We start from the raw sequence: 17,333 nt of genomic DNA, 5'->3' as shown, positions 1-17,333 counted from the left end.
TCCCCCTGGTTTCAGACGTCTGATCTGAGGGTAGACCATCCTTGAAAATTAGCAGGCTATCGATTTGATAGTCGCCGACTATCAGCCACATCGGCTGTCACCGCGCTGTCATCCCTGTTTCAGTGCGCCTTCTCAAATGACTGCGAGAGCGGCGCACAGTTCGAAAAATGATCAGTCCGACGCTTTCAGCTTCAGCAGCGGTTCCTGAAAACGCAGCAGGCGCCCGGCATTGCCCAGCACCAGCAACGTGCTCAGGTTGTGCAGCAACGCAGCGATCATCGCGCCCGCCGCACCGAGCCAGCCGAAGGCGGCAAACACCACGATGGCCAGCGTCCAGCCCAGACCGATGATCACGTTCACCTGCAAGGTCCGTCGGCACTGACGACTGAGACGCACGCAGGTGCCGAGCCGGCGCAGGTCACTGCCGATCAGCACGATGTCGGCGGACGCCAGCGCAATGTCCGCGCCACCCGCGCCCATCGCCACCCCGACGACGCCCGCCTTGAGCGCCAGCGAATCGTTGATCCCGTCACCGACCACCATCGGCCGGAAGCCGTTTTCGATTTCCTTGAGCACTCGGTTGAGTTTGTCTTCGGGCAGCGCCTGGGCTTCGACTTCGTGCAGACCGACATCCTTGGCCAGGGTTTGCGCAACGCTTTGCCGGTCACCGGTCAACAGCAGTTGTCGTCCCAATCCAAGGTCGCGCAGTTCACTCAGCGCAAATCGCGCTTCCGGTTTGACGGTGTCGGCCAGCAACAGCCAGGCAAGAAACTCACCGTTCAATGCCAGCCCGGCAATCGGGCCGTCGTGTTCCGGGATCGCCGTGGTCGGGATGCCCAACTGCGCAAACAGCTCCGGGCGCCCAAGCGCGGCCTCGCCCTGCTCCGTCCCAGCGACCACGCCCAACCCCTGCCGCTCATGAATATCGGTCAGCACCAGCACCTGTTCCGCGCTGACCAGTCCGGCCAGCGCGCGGCTGACCGGATGGCTGCTCGCCGCACCCAGGCTGGCAGCCAGCGCCATCACCGACCCGTGATCTGCTCGCGGGCTGTTGATCGACTGCAAGCGCAGCGTGCCGTACGTCAGGGTGCCGGTCTTGTCGACGACCAGCGAAGTGAGATCGGCAAGTTCCTCAAGGAACGCCGAACTGCGGATCAGAATCCCGTGCCGCGCCGCCACCGCCACCCCGGCAATCGCCGTGGCCGGCGCTGACAACACCAGAGCGCATGGGCATGCCGCCACCAGCACCGCGAGCATCGCCTGTGCATCGTTGGTGATGAACCAGGTCACCGCCGCGAGCAACAAAACCAACACCATGTAACTGCCGGCATAGCGTTCGAGCAAACGAGTGATCGGTGGCTTGGAGCGTTCGGCGTTCTGCATCAGCGCGATGACTTTGCCGAGAGTCGATTCATCACCGGTACGGGTCACTTCAATTCGCAGCAACCCGTCGAGGTTGATCGCGCCGCCGAACACCGCCATGCCGACGCCCGCCTCGACCGGCACCGACTCACCGGTGATCGACGCCGTATCGAGGCTGGCCTGGCCGGATAAAACCCGACCGTCCGCCGGCACCCGATCCCCGGCGCGCACTTCGACTTTGTCGCCGGCCTTGAGCGTGCCGTTGTCGACCTCGATGATCGAGCCGTCCTCCTGCACCTTGCGCGCATGACTGCGCGTCAGTTGGCCGAGCGCATGAATCGCTTCCTGGGAACCGATCACACTGCGCTCTTCCAGCACGTGGCCAAAGATCATGATGATCGGCAACAGCGCAGCGGTGAGCAGATCGCCCGTGGCCCAGGCCCCGATCATCGCCAGGGCGATCAACTGATCGGTGATGCCGTGCAGGCTCGGATAACGCAGGCTGAACCATGCAGAACGCATCACTGGGACCGCGACTAATAAAGAAGCAAATCCGAGCAACAGCTGACTCACGCCCGTCTGTTCCGGCATCAACCAGCGCCAGATCAGCCCCAGACCGAGCAAGCCGAGAGCGAGCATCGCCAGGGTCAACTGGCGCGCGGCGCGTCGTTGTTCGGCCGAGGACAACAGGCTCGGAGATGAGGTGGTGGCAGTCATTTGCTGGCTCCCTGAATGATCAGGCGTGAATCGTCTTTTGGATCGACCGTGGTGACCGAACCGGCCTGACCGAGAATCTTCGGCATCCGCTCGCGGTACAGACGCAACAGCATTTGCGGGTCAGTGCCCTGCTGTTGCGCCTTCGCCAGGCTCAACACCGTCGCCGTGTCGGCGGAGGCTTTGGCCAGGCGCTCACCGGCTTGAGCGTGGGCGACTTGCAGCGTTCGGTCGGCCTGTTCGTTGGCGGACTGGGTGAGTTTCTCGGCCTCGGTGCGGGCATTGGCGACCGTTTTGTCGGCTTGCTGGCTGGCAGTGAGGACGGCGTTGAACGCACTGACTGCCGGCTCCGGCAGACTCGATTGCACATCGACCCGAGCCACTTCGATGCCGATGCCCTGCCCGCTCGCCTTCAACTCGGCGAGACGGCGGTTGATGCCTTGCACCAGATCGCCACGCAACCGTTCGCGACGTTCGGCGGCCTGATTATCAGCGCCGATCAACTCCGGCCGCGCCACCAGAATGGTGTCCAGATCCCGCGCCGCCGTCAGCGCCACCGCGCTTCGCGTCACCAATCGATCCAGCGCCGGCAGCACATGTTCGCCTTGCAGTACGAAGTCATAGGGATCGGTGACCTTGTAGAACACCCGCACATCCAGTTGAACCACACCGGCATCGCCCGTGAGCAGATAGCCGGAACCAGCCAGCGCATCACTCAGCGGTGTGGCGAAGGTGGCGACGCGATCCGCCTGCACGGCCTGATCGCTGCGCAGCAGATTTTCCACCCGTCGCTCGATGACCCGATCCGCCGCCGGCAACAAAACCACCTGTTCGAACGGCTGCGGCCAGGCCAATAACAACCCGGCATTCTGAATCCGATCCAGCGCTCCGAAATGCAGAACCACCGCGCGATTTTGCGGGTCGATCTGCCGGACATTGGAAAATGCCCAGGCCAATGCCGCCAGCACGGTTACCGCGTACAGCGCGAAAAACGCCAGACGTCCCGCTTGAATCCACGGACTGTTCAGCGAATGTGTTCCACGTGGAACTTCATTCATGGCTGCGATCCGCTTTTGCTGTCGAGATTCGGCGGACCGTCTACCAACACCCGGAATGGCGCGGCGTCGGTGCGAAGGATCAGTTTGGTGTCTGGCGAAACGATGGTGCCGAGGGTGTCCAGCGAACGCAGCAAGTTGTACAGCTGCGGCGAACCGGCGTAAGCACGTCCGTAAATCTGCGCCGCTTCCACTCGCGATTGGGCTTCGATATCGGCGGCTTTCACCGTGGCATCGGCTTGCACGATGCGCGCATCGCGTTCGGCGGCGGAGCGGATTTGCGCCGCTTCACGCTTGCCGATGGCCGTGCGTTCGGTGGCGATGGTTTCACGCTCGGCGCGCATCCGGTCGACCGTTGCAGTGAGGGTCACCGATGGCAATGTCAGACGCTCGATACCTACCTGCACCACCCGTACGCCATAAGTGGCGAGCAGTTGCTGATCGATTTGCTGGCGCAACTGCGCTTCAAAATCGGCGATGCGAACCTGACTCGCATCGGTATTCACCAGATTGGCCAGATCGAAACTGCTGGCCGTGGTTTCAAGTGCCGAGCCGACAAACGTCCGGATCTGCCGCGCCGCTTCGTCCGGCTGATTCTGCACGGCGCGCATGAAGCGCTGCACGTTATCGGGATCGCCCTGCACCTGCCAGGCCACGTACGCCTGAACGATGATGCGCAAACCGTCGCGTGTGCCGACGTCCTGCAAGCCGCTGGAGGTCGTGCGCAAACGCAGATCCACCGGAATCGCCGCTTCGAACGGTGCCGGCCAGCGCCAGCTCAGACCCGGTTCCAGCAACACACGGGATGGATTGCCGAACCGGGTGATGACCGTGGCCTCACCGGAGCGCACTTGCACCAGGCTCGCCGCTGCGATGGCGAACGCCACCAGCAACGCTGCCCAGCCCATGCGTTTCCATGGAAAAGGCCCCGCCTCCTCCGGCGCACCGTGGTGATGGTGATGATGCCCGTGATGGTGATGACCGCCGCCATGAGCATGATCGTGGCCGCTGTGGTCATGGTGATCGTGAGTGTGCGACTGGCTCAATGGGTGGCTCCTGGCTGAGCGGTGTTGCGCGCCGGATCTGCCGGCAGCGTGAACGTACGCAGGTCGATGGTCGGTGCGTTACTGCTGCCGCCCAGGCGATGGTCGAGTACCAGCAGTTTGGCTTTGCTCAAACCCTGGCTGAGTTGGCTGAGGTATTGCTCCAGCACGAAGGCCTGGCCGGCGCTGGCGTAGGCCTTTTGTTCGGCGCTGAATTTCAGATCCGCCGCCCGGGCCGTGGCGTTGATTTCGTGGGCGTTGGCACTGGCCTGATCCCGAGCGAGGCTGGCCTGCAACTGTGCCTGGTTACTCGCTTCGGCAGCGGCACCGCGCTCGCGGGAGATCAACGCCTGAGCGCCGATCTGTGCCGCTTGCACGCTGTGATAGGCATTGGCCGCCCCTGCCGGCGGGTGAATCGCTTCGACTACCGTGGCGAGAATTTCCACGCCGCTGTCGAGTTTCTGCAGATCGCTTTGCACGGCGCGGCCGATTTCTTCGGCGAGCCCGGTCCTGTCCTCACCGAGCAATCCGTCGAGGGTACGCGAGGCAAAGTCATGCACCAGAATCCGGCTGGCGGTGCTGCGGATCAGCGTGGGCACATCGGCGCTGTTGTAAGTGGCGGCCAGCGCGGCTTGATCGCTCAGACCGATGCGGTAGACGAAGCGCACGTCCATGTTGACGATCTGAAAGCTCTGCTGATCGCCACGGCTGCTGGCGATTACCTGGGACTTGTCATTGACGTGGCTGGCGTCCCACAAACGATTCGCGGTGAGTGGCGCCGGGCCTTCTGCCGGGTCCAACTGCACGGGTGCCGGGTTTTCACCGACGCTGGTCGCCAGTTCATGTACCACGCCGTTCTCAACGTTCAGCACACGCCCCAGCGGCCAAGGCAAACCGGCGTGCAACCCCGGGCCGAACACCTGCACCGGCTTGCCGAAGCACTCGTAAATCCCACGGCTTTGCATCGGAATTTCGTGAAGACCGGTAAGCAGCCAGCCCACCGCCGCCACCAGCAACAACACCGGCAAGAACGCGCGACGCATGAAACTGAAGGCCCAGATCTGACGCAGATCGATGCCGAAGCGGTTGTGCAATTCATGCTGCAACGCGAGCAGAGGTTGTGGCGGCCAGCGCAGCAGATCGGCGACGAAACTGCGGGCCAGCAACACCGGTTCGAGTTGTTCGCGGCGCGGGCTGAACAGCGACAGCAGCGCACGCAACAGCAATTCCAGGGCAACCAGCCCCGGCAGAATGCCGATCAATACGGCCAGACGCACCGGCCAGATTGCACTGTCACTGGCGAACAACAGGCACAACGCGCCCAGAACAAGACTGATGATTGCCACCCGCGTCAGTTGCGCCAACGCTCCGGCCTCGGGCCATTGCGCCGGGTTTTCCTGCGCTAGCTGTCGCTCCAGCACCAACAGAGCGAATGCCATCAGCATCGCGATGGCCGCGCCCACCGTGGCGGACAACCCCACACCCGTCGCCGGCAGCGTCAGATTCCACATTTGCTCGATGCTTGACAGCGCCAGCAACGACCACCCGCCCAGCCACAATGTGGCCGCGCCGATTTGCCCGAGCAGGTGCAGACTGCGCTGGCTCATGCGATCCAGCAGCCGTTCGTACCAGCCTTCCGGCGCAGGTTCTTCGGCAGCCGTAACCGCCACGACGGGATTGATCACCCGCGCCCGCCATTGCGTCACCCACCACGCCGATTGCAGCCCGGCCACCAGCACCAGCAACGCCGCGCTCTGATTGACCAGCAACGCGGGCCAGAGCGATTGCGGTGCAAACAGCTCGACAAAAAATGCCAGCACCCACCCTGCCCCGGCCAACACGCCCAGACCGATCGCCAGGCGACGCAAGCGCCGGCCCTGCGTCGCCGCTTGCTGAAAGCGCGGCAATCCGGTCACCGGCGTGCCTTCATCCAGATCGACTTGCATATCCCCCCAAAACCCTTGGCTCACTGCACATATCGTTACGATATGACGAAAGTCGTGAAATATTTGTACTCATTTGCGCCATTCAAAGATGCGCAACCTGTCGCTTGCCTGAAGCCTTGACCGAAATGTCTGGAAACGCACATATTACGTTCGTAATTTTCAGTGCGAACTACTTTTACCGATCCGCATCCTTCAGCCAGGAGTAAGAGCATGAGCAACTATGACGTGGTGATTCTGGGCGGTGGCCCCGGCGGTTATAACGCAGCGATCCGCGCCGGCCAGCTGGGCCTCAAGGCCGCGTGCGTCGAAGGCCGCGCCACGCTGGGTGGCACCTGCCTGAACGTCGGCTGCATGCCGTCCAAGGCGCTTTTGCATGCGTCCGAGCTCTACGAAGCGGCGCTGGGCGCGGAGTTCGCCAACCTCGGCATCGAGGTCAAACCCACGCTCAACCTTGCGCAGATGATGAAGCAGAAAGATGAAAGCGTGAGCGGCCTGACCAAAGGCATCGAGTTTCTGTTTCGCAAAAACAAGGTCGACTGGATCAAGGGCTGGGGCTACATCGACGGCCCCGGAAAAGTCAGCGTGACCGGCGATCAGGGCAGCAGGATCGAGCTCACCGCGAAGGACATCGTCATCGCCACCGGCTCCGAGCCCACTCCCCTGCCCGGCGTGGAGATCGACAATAAGCGCATCCTTGACTCGACCGGTGCGCTGTCCTTGAGCGAAGTGCCCAAGCATCTGGTGGTGATCGGCGCAGGCGTGATCGGCCTCGAACTCGGTTCGGTCTGGCGCCGGCTCGGCGCGCAGGTGACGGTGGTGGAATTCCTCGACCGCATCTGCCCCGGTGTCGACGGCGAAGCCGGCAAGACCCTGCAACGCTCGCTGAGCAAACAGGGCATCAGCTTCAAGCTGAGCTCGAAAGTGACCAGCGCCACCTCCTCGGCCAATGGCGTGCAGCTCAGCGTCGAACCCGCCGCTGGCGGAAGCGCGGAAATCCTCGAAGCCGATTACGTGCTGGTGGCCATCGGTCGCCGTCCGTACACCCAGGGCCTGGGCCTGGAAAATGTCGGCCTGAGCACCGACAAACGCGGCATGCTCGCCAACAAACAGCATCGCACCGAAGCGCCCGGCGTTTGGGTGATCGGTGACGTGACGTCCGGGCCGATGCTCGCGCACAAGGCCGAAGACGAAGCCATGGCCTGTATCGAGCAGATCGTCGGCAAGGCCGGCGAGGTCAATTACGACCTGATTCCCAACGTGATCTACACCCGCCCGGAGCTGGCCAGCGTCGGCAAGACCGAAGAGCAGCTGAAAGCCGAAGGCCGGGCGTACAAGGTCGGCAAATTCCCGTTCACTGCCAACAGCCGGGCGAAGATCAATCACGAGACCGAAGGTTTTGCCAAAGTCATCGCCGATGAGCGCACCGACGAGGTCCTCGGTGTGCATCTGGTTGGCCCGAGCGTCAGTGAGATGATCGGCGAGTTCTGCGTGGCCATGGAATTCAGCGCCTCGGCCGAGGACATCGCGCTGACCTGCCACCCGCATCCAACCCGCTCCGAAGCGTTGCGTCAGGCGGCGATGAATGTCGATGGGATGGCAACGCAGATGTAAGCACTGTGCGAATACTTCCCGCGCAATGCGGGAAGTATCAGGACGGCAGATGCCCCAGCGGCAATGCGCCGGGCGTCTTCACTGTGTGGATCGCAAAATTGCTGCGGATATCGCTCACTCCCGGCAACTTCAACAGGCAGCCGGTGAGAAAGCGGTCATAGGCGCGCAGATCCGGCACCACCACCTGCAGCAGAAAGTCCGATTCCCCGGACACCAGAAACGCCGATATCACCTCCGGCAACGCCGTCACCGCCCGGTGAAACGCCTCGGCCTGTTCGTCGTTGTGCCGCTCGACCTTGACCCCGACAAACACCGTCAGCCCCAACCCCACTTCATCACGGTCCAGATTGGCCTGATAACCGCGAATCACCCCGGCCTCTTCGAGCATCCGCACCCGGCGCAGACAGGGCGATGCCGACAGACCGATCTCGTCGGCCAGTTGCACGTTGCTCAGGCGCCCGTCCCGTTGCAGCGCGGCGAGAATCTTGCGATCGAAGGCATCCAGTTTCATGGTTGGCAGATCCCGATGGTTTGCGCGGTGAAATAGCGCAGATTATGCCAATTCAGAGGCCTTTAAAAGCTGACTACGCAACCACCTGCCCTGCCATTCGGCCCTAGACTGAGGCGACCGAATCGACAACGAAAGGGGTGCGACATGGCGAGTCTCTGGCTGTTTTTCCTGGCGTTGGCGGTGGTCTATCTGCTCCCCGGCCCGGACATGATCCTGCTGTTGCAGACCGGCGCGCGCCAGGGTCGCGGCGCAGCGCTGGCCACGGCAGTGGGCCTGGCGATTGCCCGAGGTTGCCACGTCGCGTTAGCCGCTTTGGGGTTGGCGGCGCTGTTCAAGGCGTCGCCGTGGACGTTCGATGCCGTGCGGATTGCCGGTGCGGCGTATTTGCTGTGGATCGGCATTCAATGCCTGCGCACCACGCTGTTGCCGGATTTGAACGCCGACACCGTAACGGACAGCCATGCGCAGTGGTACGCAGCTATCCGTCGCGGCTTGCTGACCAACCTGCTCAACCCGAAAGCGTTGCTGTTCTGTTCGGTGTTGCTGCCGCAGTTCATCGTGACGGATGGCGCACCGGTGCTGACGCAGTTTGCGCTGCTCGGCGCGATGCTGGTGGGCGCAGGCCTGCTGTTCGACAGCGCCTACGCCCTGACCGGCGCCGCGCTGGGCCGCTGGCTGAAACACAGCCCGACGGCCCAACGAGTGCAGCAATGGTTGTTCGGCAGCCTGTTGATCGGCTTTGCGGTGCGCCTGACCTTCGTCCAGCAGGCTTAGGTTTTGCGGGCCTTGCGCTGACGGCGGGTAATCAGCAACAACGCCACCGCGGTGAAGGCCACGATCGCGCCGATCTGCACCGGCCACTTGTACGGCCGCAGTGTCGAACGCACCGAGTCTGTCACCTGAGTGACGTAGCGCTTGTCGGCATTTTCGAAGTCCGGGTAAGGACACTGATGGCCGAAATCCACGGCCCACAGTACGTACGGCCCTTCATCGACATAGCGTTTGTACAACGCGCTCTGCTCTTCCAGGCTGCTGTTCCAGCCCGCCGCCGAGCACAACACGGCGGCGAACGCCTGACTGGTGTGCGGCAGATTATCCGCCGCACGACTGGCCAGCGCCGTGGCGACAAACCGATAGTGATAACGCTCATCCGGCTGCGCTTCACTGGCCTTCTGACGTTGCACTTCGGCCTCGCTGACCAGCGGCCCGACTTTCAGCTCAGTGCTTTCCAGACTGAAGTTGCCACCGAATGTCGCGTAATCCGGGGCCATTTCGTAGCCCAGAATGTCCATTCCCCACTCACGAGCCGTCCACGCGGCATTGAACAGCGCGCTGGCACGCTTGGTCGGCCACCATGCCGAATCGGCCTTGATGCGTTGCTCACCATAGAGCCGGGCCTTGTTCTGCAGATCCGCGCTGTCGAAATAACCGACCGCTTCTTCGTAGTGCCCCTCACGCAACAAACGCCGCCCCAACAGATTTCGCAGACTTGCGGCCACCGGCAGCGGCACGTAATTGTCGCGATCCTGCTGGCTCAGCGCGGGCGGTGCCGGGACGTTGGTATCGACATAGTTTTTCAATTCTTCGACCGTCAGCACTCGCTCGGCCACGGTCGCAGCGTCGAACCAGTAAATGCTCTGGCTGCGATACAACTGGTCGAAGGCCTGCAGATACTCGCCACGTTGCAGCGCCAGAATCGCGCTTTCACCCTCGACCCGGCATTTCGGCTGCACGGTTTCGAGATTCCAGTCGGCGGTGCGCCGCTCGCCCCAGGACTCGTCCTGCGGGAACGCCTGCGCAGCTTTCGCATAGGCCGCAGCCGCCGCGCTCTTGTCGCCATCGCGCACGGCCAGTTTCGCCCGCAGCCACCACGCCAGGCCGCTGTCGCCAGCGTGTTCGAGGAACGCCTTGGCGCTGGCGTAATCGCCCTGTTGATAATTCATAGCCGCCAGGCGATCAGCATTATCGAGGCTGCCCCGCGTGCTCGCTTGCAGCACCTTGATCAGTTTTTTCTCGTTCGGCGGCTCATCGCCGAACGACCAGCCGATCCGGCTGATCAGCGAGGCGGTCACCAGTTGCTGCACGGCTTTGCCACGCAGCAATTTTTCCAGTCGGTCTTCGGGCTCTTCCGCCAGATCGTTCATCAACAGCTTCAACGAGGTGTAGCCGACGTTCGAGCCATGCAGGTTTTGCGTGGCATAGAGTTCGATGGCCTTGTCCCAACTGCCCGCCGTGCGCAGCGCTCGCGCTTCTTCGCCAAGGCTGGCCACGCCGAGTTCCAGCGGATCGCTGAAACCGTCGATGCTCAGCTGCCGCGTCTGACGGAAAGCTTCGATGGCGTTTTCCAACGCTTCAAGCGCATCGCCTGCTTCGCTGCTCATGGCAAAGAACGCCCGGCCCAGCGAATAAGCTGCCCAGGTGCTGCGCAACGCGCGCTGATCAGCCGGCAACGCCAGCAACTGACGGAAATACTCGACAGCCAACTGATGGTCACCGGCACCGAACGCTACAGCGCCCGCCACATACAGACGCAGTTCCGCCGGCAGGCTCGCGCCCTGCACTTCAACCTGACGCGCATCGGTCAGGCTGCGCAGTTGTTTGACCAGCGCTTGCTGTTCAGGCGTCAGGCCGATCTGCTCGGCCTTGTCGCGCACCTCGGCGGGTTCCGGCGCCTCGGCGTAGATGTCATCCGGATTGTGGGTAGCGGCGGTGACGTTTTTCAGCCCGGCAATGGTTTTGCCGAGGCGACTGATCTCGAACCTGAAGTTGCCCTCCGGCATTTCCGCCAGCGATTGCCCGCGATCGTCGAGAAGACGCATCGGAAAATCCGGGCCGCAGGCCAGCGCCGAGCCCAGCGGCAGGCTGAGGCTCAGGCAAAGCAGATGGCGGGGCCAGTTACGGGTCAACATGCGAACCTCCTTGATCAATATTTGCGCAGCGTGCCCAACCGATCGCACGCTGCCCGTCCGCCGGCAATCGGCCGTCGCGCAGGCGGGTGAAGGTAAGCAGATCCGCCGTCTGTTGCAACGCATAACCGGCGAGCGCATCGGCGCCTTCGCAGCCCCGGGCCTTGATGGTGATGCGAGCAGGCCAGGCGCTGTCGAGGTTGCCTACGTTACGCAGGGCGATGTCTTGCAGGCCGTTCTGTTCGGTAAACGTCAGGCCGAGCTGGCTGCTCAACGCATCACCTCGGGCGACCGCACGTAACGTGCTCAGGCTCCAGGCTCTGCGGTCGCTGGCCAGCGGCAGACGAAACCAGATCAGACCGGCCAGATGCTCCGGGCGATCCTCGCGCAACTCATTGGCCAGTCGGCCCAGTTGCTGCGGATCGGCGAGCAATTCGCGTCGCTGGCCACCGCGCTCGAGCGGCACCTCACTTTCCACCACCGGGGCGCCCTCGGCATCCGCCAACAACGCCACGCCATAGGCCGGCAGCGCCAGATAAAACGGTTTCTCGGTCACCCGCCCCCAGGCCTTGGCCCAGTGCTGCGCCTGCTCGGGATCGAACAGACCGCGACGCGGATCGCTGACGGCATGCACCTGCAGCACACTGCTGTCGACGGTCGCCAGCAGCGCCGGCAATTGCGGACTGTCGAGCCACGCCGGCAATGCAGTAATACTTAAGGGCAGGTTGACCGGCAATGCGCCGCGCAAGTGAGTAAGGAATTCGGTGTAAGCGGGCAGTCGGGCATTGCCGGCGTCATGGTCGATCTCGACCCCGGCAAGCGTGAGTCCCTGGCCTTGCCAGTCAGCGAGCACTTGAAGGATTTGCGCCGTGACCGCTTGCGTATCGAGCGCCTTGAGCTGGCCGTCGAGGCGAATCACCGCAATCAACGGCCGGGCATCGCGCTTCAGCAGCTCGGAATCGACGCGCGCCCGACTCCATCCGGCATTCGGGAAAGCCTGCAACGCCAACACCCGCAACGTCGAAAAGTCGTTGCGACTGTCGTTCAGGGCGAGTTCATGGGCTGGCGTCCATTGCCGTTGCCAGACGTAAAGCTGCTGATCGAGCGGCACTGCGTCCTGTCGTTCACAAGCACACAGCAACAACACAGCCACCAGGGCTGACCACCCGATGATAAAGCGCATACCTTGCAGATCCCTGAGACATCAGGCTGCAAGGTTACACAAAAGCGTTCAGGGCTTGCGGGCAATGATCACCTGACTTTTCGCCACCACCGCATCCAGCGCCTGCTTGATCTGCGCACCGCGCGGCGAGTCGAGCACCGCTTGCCAGGTCTCGGCCCAATGATTGAGCAGCGGGTGATCCGGGTTGCTGAAATCGACCTTGGCTTCCCAGAACAGCAACATCCACATCGACCAGTAAAAGCCGTACTGGCTGTGGCTGATGATCTCGAGCCCCGCCTCGCTGACCATCGCCTTGAACTGTTCCTCACTGATGATGCGAATGTGATTGGGCTTTTGAAAATACTCCGGCGCGGCGATGTCCTTTTGCAGGTCTTCGGAGCTGGGGTGCGGCACGCTCAACAGATACAGCGCGCCCGACTGGCCGACACGCACCAGTTCCGCGAGAAACTGCGCCGGGTCTTCGACATGCTCGATGACTTCAGTGGACACCACGCGAGTGGCGGTGCCATCGGCGATCGGCAACGGATTGCAGTCGGTGACATGGCATTCGACGCCACGCGCCGGCGTATCGCTCAGACGCTGGCGGGTCGCCTGGACCTTGGCGCCGTCGATGTCGGCAATGATGATCTTCGCCCCGCGCATGCCGCAGAAATGCACGTTGCCACCGTCGCCACAGCCAACGTCCAGCAGAGTGTCGTCGGCGGTCACCGGGAAGCCTTTGAACAGCTCACCGGTTTCTTGGTTGAACCAGCCGCTGAGCATCGCGTCGTGCAGGCCGAGCATGTACGAATCGACCTTCCCGGCAGCTGGCTGCTCAGGAATCGGTGCCGGCGTCGACGCCGTGAGTTTCTTCAAAAGGCTCAGCATGAGGTGGCTCCAGAGGATGGGACGGCGATTCGCGATGTACCGAGGCGCCGCACCAGGGCAGCGCCTCGATTGCGCATCGGCATTTCGATGAGACGGTAGTTAAGCTCGCTGAGCAGCACGATCAGACCGAACGCCAGCAACAGCGTGATGATCGGGTGACCGGCAGGGCTGGGCATTCCCGCCTCCTGCAAGCGGAAGATCAGCTCACGCACCAGTTGATAGGCCGGAATGTGGATCAGATAGATTCCGTAGGAACGGCTGCCGACCCATGCCATCAACCGTTGCAGCCTGCCGGCAGGCAGCAGGTAATCGCGGTTGTACGAAGCGATCCACACCAGCAACGCACCGAGCACGGCAATCGAGCCGATGCGGTAAGAAACGAAGGTGAAACGGTCGGTGGCCATGTAACTCAACAGCAGTCCCAGCACGAACAGCGCGCCCACTCCGGCCCACGGGCGGCGCAGGAAAGTCGGCTCCCACCGGCGATAGCCCGGCTGCACGCTCCACATCGCCAGCAACACACCCAGGGCCAGCGCATCGGTGCGGATCACCATCAGTATCGGCGTGCGCAGGGTGAACAATTGCACCGCAACCAGCGCCAGCAGCACCCAGACCAGATGCTTGCGGCACACCAGAATCAACAGCGGGAACAGCAGATAGAACTGCTCCTCCAGCGCCAGGCTCCAGTACACGAAACTGCTGCCGTACTCGTAATGAAAGAAACTGTCGGCAAAACGGAAGTTGGCGTACTGCAACACGCCCGCCAGTGTCGCCTGCAGGTTCGCGTGCAGCGTACCAAACGCTCCGGAGCGATTGAGAAACAGGCACGCGAGCAACATCAGCGCCAGCCACAACCACGCCGACGGCAACAGACGAAAAACCCGGCGCAACCAGAAGTTGCGCGTCTGCTCCCAATACTCCTGACGGGTCGTGCAACCTCGCAACGCCGGGATCAGGCTGCGGGCGATGACGAATCCGGAGATCGCGAAAAACAGATCGACGCCCCACCACGGCTGCGCCCAGGCGTGGATTTTTTCCAGCAGTGGCACCGGGTCGGTGAACAGGCTGCCCTGCAAATGATGAAACAGCACACCGAGCACCGCGATCGCCCGCAGCACTTCGATGTCCAGGATTCGTTTGTCGCTCATGCCTGGGGCACCTCGGTGCCCGCGGATGCCTGATGCTCGAACAACTGCGCGAGAAAAACCTGCAGGCGCTGCTCGGCCACCGCCTGGCTGCAAAAGCCCTGCAGGCTGCTGACGGCCCGGGCAGCCATTTGTGCGTAACGCTGCGGATTGTGTTTCGCCACTTCGTAGCTGTCGCGGTAAGCCACGCAGACCGACGCCCAGTTCGTCATGTAGCGCAGCGTACGGAATGCCCTGCGCGGGTCGTGAGGCCAGGCGGTGAGTTCATCGGTGGACTCGACCAGGAACGCGTTGTCGGCACTCAGGTAGTCGATCATCGCCGTGGTACGCGGTGCCACGGCCGGCTTGCCGCAGGACATGAATTCCATCAGCGGCAGGCACTGACCTTCGCCGTAGGAAGTGTTCACCACGTAACGGGTGGCCTGTACCAGTCGCTCGTAGTCCGCGTCCGCGAGATAGCCATAAATCAGCACGATGCGGCAGCGATAGGACTGGTTTTTGTACAGGTGATGAAGAATGTCGCCGAGCGCTTCTTCGGCATCGTGGTGCGTGAGCTTGAGTACCAGCGTCGCGTCTTCGACGTCGCGAAACGTCACGCAGAATGCGCTCAGCATGTCTTCCCAGTTCTTGCGCCCGTCACCGGGATTGAACACCGACGTGTAGACGACCCCGTCCAGCAGCAACTCCTGCTCGCACACCGGTGCCTGGAAATCGATGCCCGCGCCACGGCGCAGATGTTCTGGTCCGAAGGCGTCCAGATCGAGCTGCCGGCTATCAGCGACCAGCCCCTTGATCGTCAGGCGCACCGGTCCGGTCGAGGGCTGACCCTGAAGCTGCGCGCCTCGGGCTGCGAAACGGTCCCACACCGGCGCCGGGACAGCGACAATCGGGTAATCGGCGCCCATGGCCTCGCGCACGGCATTGACCGTGTAGCTGGAATGGGTGATCGCCGCCCCGCAGGCTCGAAGCACCGTGCGCCAGTCGTTGCGCGGCTCGTTGTCGAAGGGTTCGTTGGGGATGGTGCTGAATTCCCAGGCGAACACCGGCAGCGTCGGGCACGCGAGGTGGATCGGCGTGCGGTGCGGCGGCGAGAACGACAGAAACACACAAGGCTCGCCACGGGCCAGGCATTCCAGATACAACGCATCGACTTCGCGCGCCGGGTCGACGACTTCCACCACGCGCCCAAGGCGTTCGAGCACCGGGCGGTACTCCTTGAGCACAAAGTAATAGCTGTACTCCGAACGGCCGAGGTTTTGCGCGATGGTGTGCTGGTTGGTTTCCGAATGAATGATGATCAGCATGAGGCGTTGTCCGTCACGGGGGCGGCATCAGCGGCCAATGGCACGAGGCCGAAAAAGTCCGCCATGCGCCGTTGCACCGGGGCGAATGCGCAGTAGTCGTGCATGCGTTCGACAGCGGCGGCGGACATGCGCGCGTAATCCTGCGGCTGCGCCTTGGCCATCCGGTAGCTGTTCTCGTAGGCGCTTTTGAGCGAAGCCCAGTCGGGTCGATAGCGCAGCGTGCGGTAAATGATCCGGGTGTCCTGGGGCCAGATCGTCAGCTCTTCGCTGGACCGGACGACGAAGGCCACTGTGTCGTCGATGTAGTCTTCCATGGCCGTGTGGTCCGGTGCGATCACCGGTTTGCCGCTGGACATGAACTCCATCAGCGGCAGGCACAGGCCCTCGCAGCGTGAAGCGTTGACGTAAAAACTGGCGGCCTGGTAGAGCCGCGCGTACTGCGCGTCGTCCAGGTAACCGTGCATCACCAGCACCCGGCAGGCGAACGGTGTCAGTTGGGCGAGCAGGGTCATCAGTTCGCTGTAGTAGGACGCCAGATCGTTCTGGGTGATCTTCAGCACCAGCGTCGCGTCGGGCGTTTCGCGAAAGGCCCAGCAGAACGCGGTGATGAGATGGTGCCAGTTCTTGCGACCGTCTTTGGGGTTGAACACGGAGACGTAGACCACGCCGTCTACCGTGGTTTCGACCACGGAGGAGGTGTCCGGCAGATCCAGCGGGGGGGGCTCGGCCACAGCCACCGCAGGCGCAGCGGCGATCGCCGGCAGGCGTTTTTCAAGCCAGGCATGTGCGCTGTCCGGCAGCAGATCCTGCACACCTTCCCAGTACCAGTGATGCAGGAATTTCACCCGTTCTTCGCCCGCGCCCAGCCACCAAAGACGCAAATAGTGGCGGGCAATGACCAGGCGTCGTTTGAACGTCAGCGGTGGCGGGCGCAGCGCCTCGATTTCAGCCAGTTGTTCGGCAGTCAGAGGCTTGGGCAACAGATCATCGGCGCAAAGGCCCAGCGTGCGGCTGTCGAAAATGCAGCCCTTGATCGCCAGGGTCGCGCCGGTATTGATCGGCGCACTGACATGTTGCTCACGAATGGCGGCGAAGTTTTCCCACAATGGCGTCGGCAGTACGAGTACCGGAAAATCTTCGCCCATGGCGCGGCGGATCGCCCGGGCGGTGTGGCTCGACAACGTGATGACCCGTCCTTGTCGTGCGAGCATTTGCGTCCAGTCGTGACGCGGATCGTCGTCCCACGACTCGTCCGGGATCGAATCGAACTCCCATGCGATCACACAGATCGTCGGGCACTCGAGATCGGTCGGGGTGTTTTGCGGCGGAGTAAACGACAGGAACACACTGCGCTCACCAGCGGCGAGCAGCTGTCGATAGAGCGGATCGACCTCGGCGGTGGTGGACACCACATGCACCTGCCCGAGGCTTTCGAGCACCGGGCGATAGGCCTTGAGCACGAAGTAATAGCTGTATTCGGGACGCCCGAGACTCTGGCTGATGGAGCGGTCGTTGACGTCCGAGTAGAGAATGAAATTCATGGCATCCCACGGTGAAACCGCCATCCCGGCAACTTCACGCTATGACGGCCTGGCATTGGATCAAGTCGGCAGGGCCGATGCTCGTCCAGCGTTCCGGGGCACGTCTTCGTTCTTGTTTTAGTGGTCAGATTCACCCGGTTGCACA

13 protein-coding genes are annotated in these 17,333 nt (G+C 62.7%); 2 read left to right on the top strand and 11 right to left on the bottom strand.

The genetic code is table 11. The features are described from left to right. Window positions 1–171 precede the first annotated feature (171 nt). The 4 genes from AC1Q9F_RS15680 to hflK (AC1Q9F_RS15665) are packed head-to-tail and all read right to left on the bottom strand — an operon-like array spanning window position 172 to window position 6,120. The gene (locus tag AC1Q9F_RS15680; protein WP_492620279.1) at window positions 172–2,079 is read right to left on the bottom strand and encodes a heavy metal translocating P-type ATPase; all 1,908 of its coding nucleotides are present in this window, start codon (window positions 2,077–2,079) and stop codon (window positions 172–174) included. Further along, window positions 2,076–3,134 carry a protease modulator HflK gene (gene hflK, locus AC1Q9F_RS15675; protein ID WP_207984402.1) on the bottom strand — a complete coding sequence of 353 codons (1,059 nt, stop codon included), beginning with the start codon at window positions 3,132–3,134 and terminating at the stop codon, window positions 2,076–2,078. The genes AC1Q9F_RS15680 and hflK (AC1Q9F_RS15675) overlap by 4 nt, the downstream gene beginning before the upstream one ends. After that, window positions 3,131–4,177 (bottom strand): protease modulator HflC, encoded by a 1,047-nt coding sequence (gene hflC / locus AC1Q9F_RS15670; protein WP_045121726.1) that lies wholly within the window; start codon window positions 4,175–4,177, stop codon window positions 3,131–3,133. The genes hflK (AC1Q9F_RS15675) and hflC overlap by 4 nt, the downstream gene beginning before the upstream one ends. Further along, window positions 4,174–6,120, bottom strand: coding sequence for a protease modulator HflK (hflK, locus tag AC1Q9F_RS15665; RefSeq protein WP_492620349.1), 1,947 nt, complete (start codon window positions 6,118–6,120; stop codon window positions 4,174–4,176). Before hflK (AC1Q9F_RS15665) ends, hflC begins: the two co-directional genes overlap by 4 nt. A 210-nt stretch (window positions 6,121–6,330) precedes the next feature. On the opposite strand from hflK (AC1Q9F_RS15665), the gene lpdA reads away from it, so the two are divergent. After that, window positions 6,331–7,731 carry a dihydrolipoyl dehydrogenase gene (gene lpdA, locus AC1Q9F_RS15660; protein ID WP_492620280.1) on the top strand — a complete coding sequence of 467 codons (1,401 nt, stop codon included), beginning with the start codon at window positions 6,331–6,333 and terminating at the stop codon, window positions 7,729–7,731. A gap of 37 nt (window positions 7,732–7,768) precedes the next feature. Here the strand turns inward: lpdA and AC1Q9F_RS15655 are convergent, their stop codons facing one another. Then, window positions 7,769–8,242 (bottom strand): Lrp/AsnC family transcriptional regulator, encoded by a 474-nt coding sequence (locus tag AC1Q9F_RS15655; RefSeq protein WP_007954205.1) that lies wholly within the window; start codon window positions 8,240–8,242, stop codon window positions 7,769–7,771. 144 nt (window positions 8,243–8,386) lie between these two features. On the opposite strand from AC1Q9F_RS15655, the gene AC1Q9F_RS15650 reads away from it, so the two are divergent. Beyond that, a complete protein-coding gene (locus tag AC1Q9F_RS15650) occupies window positions 8,387–9,016 on the top strand; it encodes a LysE family translocator (protein ID WP_492620281.1) in 630 nt (209 codons plus the stop codon). Here the strand turns inward: AC1Q9F_RS15650 and AC1Q9F_RS15645 are convergent. Genes AC1Q9F_RS15645 through AC1Q9F_RS15620 form a run of 6 tightly spaced genes read right to left on the bottom strand, consistent with a single transcriptional unit; the run spans window position 9,013 to window position 17,188 of the window. Then, window positions 9,013–11,151, bottom strand: a complete 2,139-nt coding sequence (locus AC1Q9F_RS15645) for a tetratricopeptide repeat protein (protein ID WP_207984410.1) — start codon at window positions 11,149–11,151, stop codon at window positions 9,013–9,015. The genes AC1Q9F_RS15650 and AC1Q9F_RS15645 overlap by 4 nt on opposite strands. After that, on the bottom strand, window positions 11,138–12,331 hold the full coding sequence (locus AC1Q9F_RS15640) for a DUF3142 domain-containing protein (RefSeq protein WP_492620282.1): 1,194 nt from the start codon (window positions 12,329–12,331) through the stop codon (window positions 11,138–11,140). The genes AC1Q9F_RS15645 and AC1Q9F_RS15640 overlap by 14 nt, the downstream gene beginning before the upstream one ends. Before the next feature lie 48 nt (window positions 12,332–12,379). Continuing rightward, a complete protein-coding gene (locus tag AC1Q9F_RS15635) occupies window positions 12,380–13,198 on the bottom strand; it encodes a class I SAM-dependent methyltransferase (protein WP_207984414.1) in 819 nt (272 codons plus the stop codon). Continuing rightward, window positions 13,192–14,346 (bottom strand): acyltransferase family protein, encoded by a 1,155-nt coding sequence (locus AC1Q9F_RS15630; RefSeq protein WP_207984416.1) that lies wholly within the window; start codon window positions 14,344–14,346, stop codon window positions 13,192–13,194. The genes AC1Q9F_RS15635 and AC1Q9F_RS15630 overlap by 7 nt, the downstream gene beginning before the upstream one ends. After that, entirely contained in the window at window positions 14,343–15,647 is a 1,305-nt protein-coding gene (locus AC1Q9F_RS15625; RefSeq protein ID WP_207984418.1) for a glycosyltransferase, read from the bottom strand. The genes AC1Q9F_RS15630 and AC1Q9F_RS15625 overlap by 4 nt, the downstream gene beginning before the upstream one ends. Continuing rightward, window positions 15,641–17,188 (bottom strand): glycosyltransferase, encoded by a 1,548-nt coding sequence (locus AC1Q9F_RS15620; protein ID WP_492620283.1) that lies wholly within the window; start codon window positions 17,186–17,188, stop codon window positions 15,641–15,643. The genes AC1Q9F_RS15625 and AC1Q9F_RS15620 overlap by 7 nt, the downstream gene beginning before the upstream one ends. Window positions 17,189–17,333 lie beyond the last annotated feature (145 nt).

The organism is Pseudomonas sp. GW823-FHT04A03 (assembly GCF_058796615.1).
The sequence above is the reverse complement of the archived record's forward strand: the minus strand, read 5'-3'. Positions and strand labels throughout refer to the sequence as shown.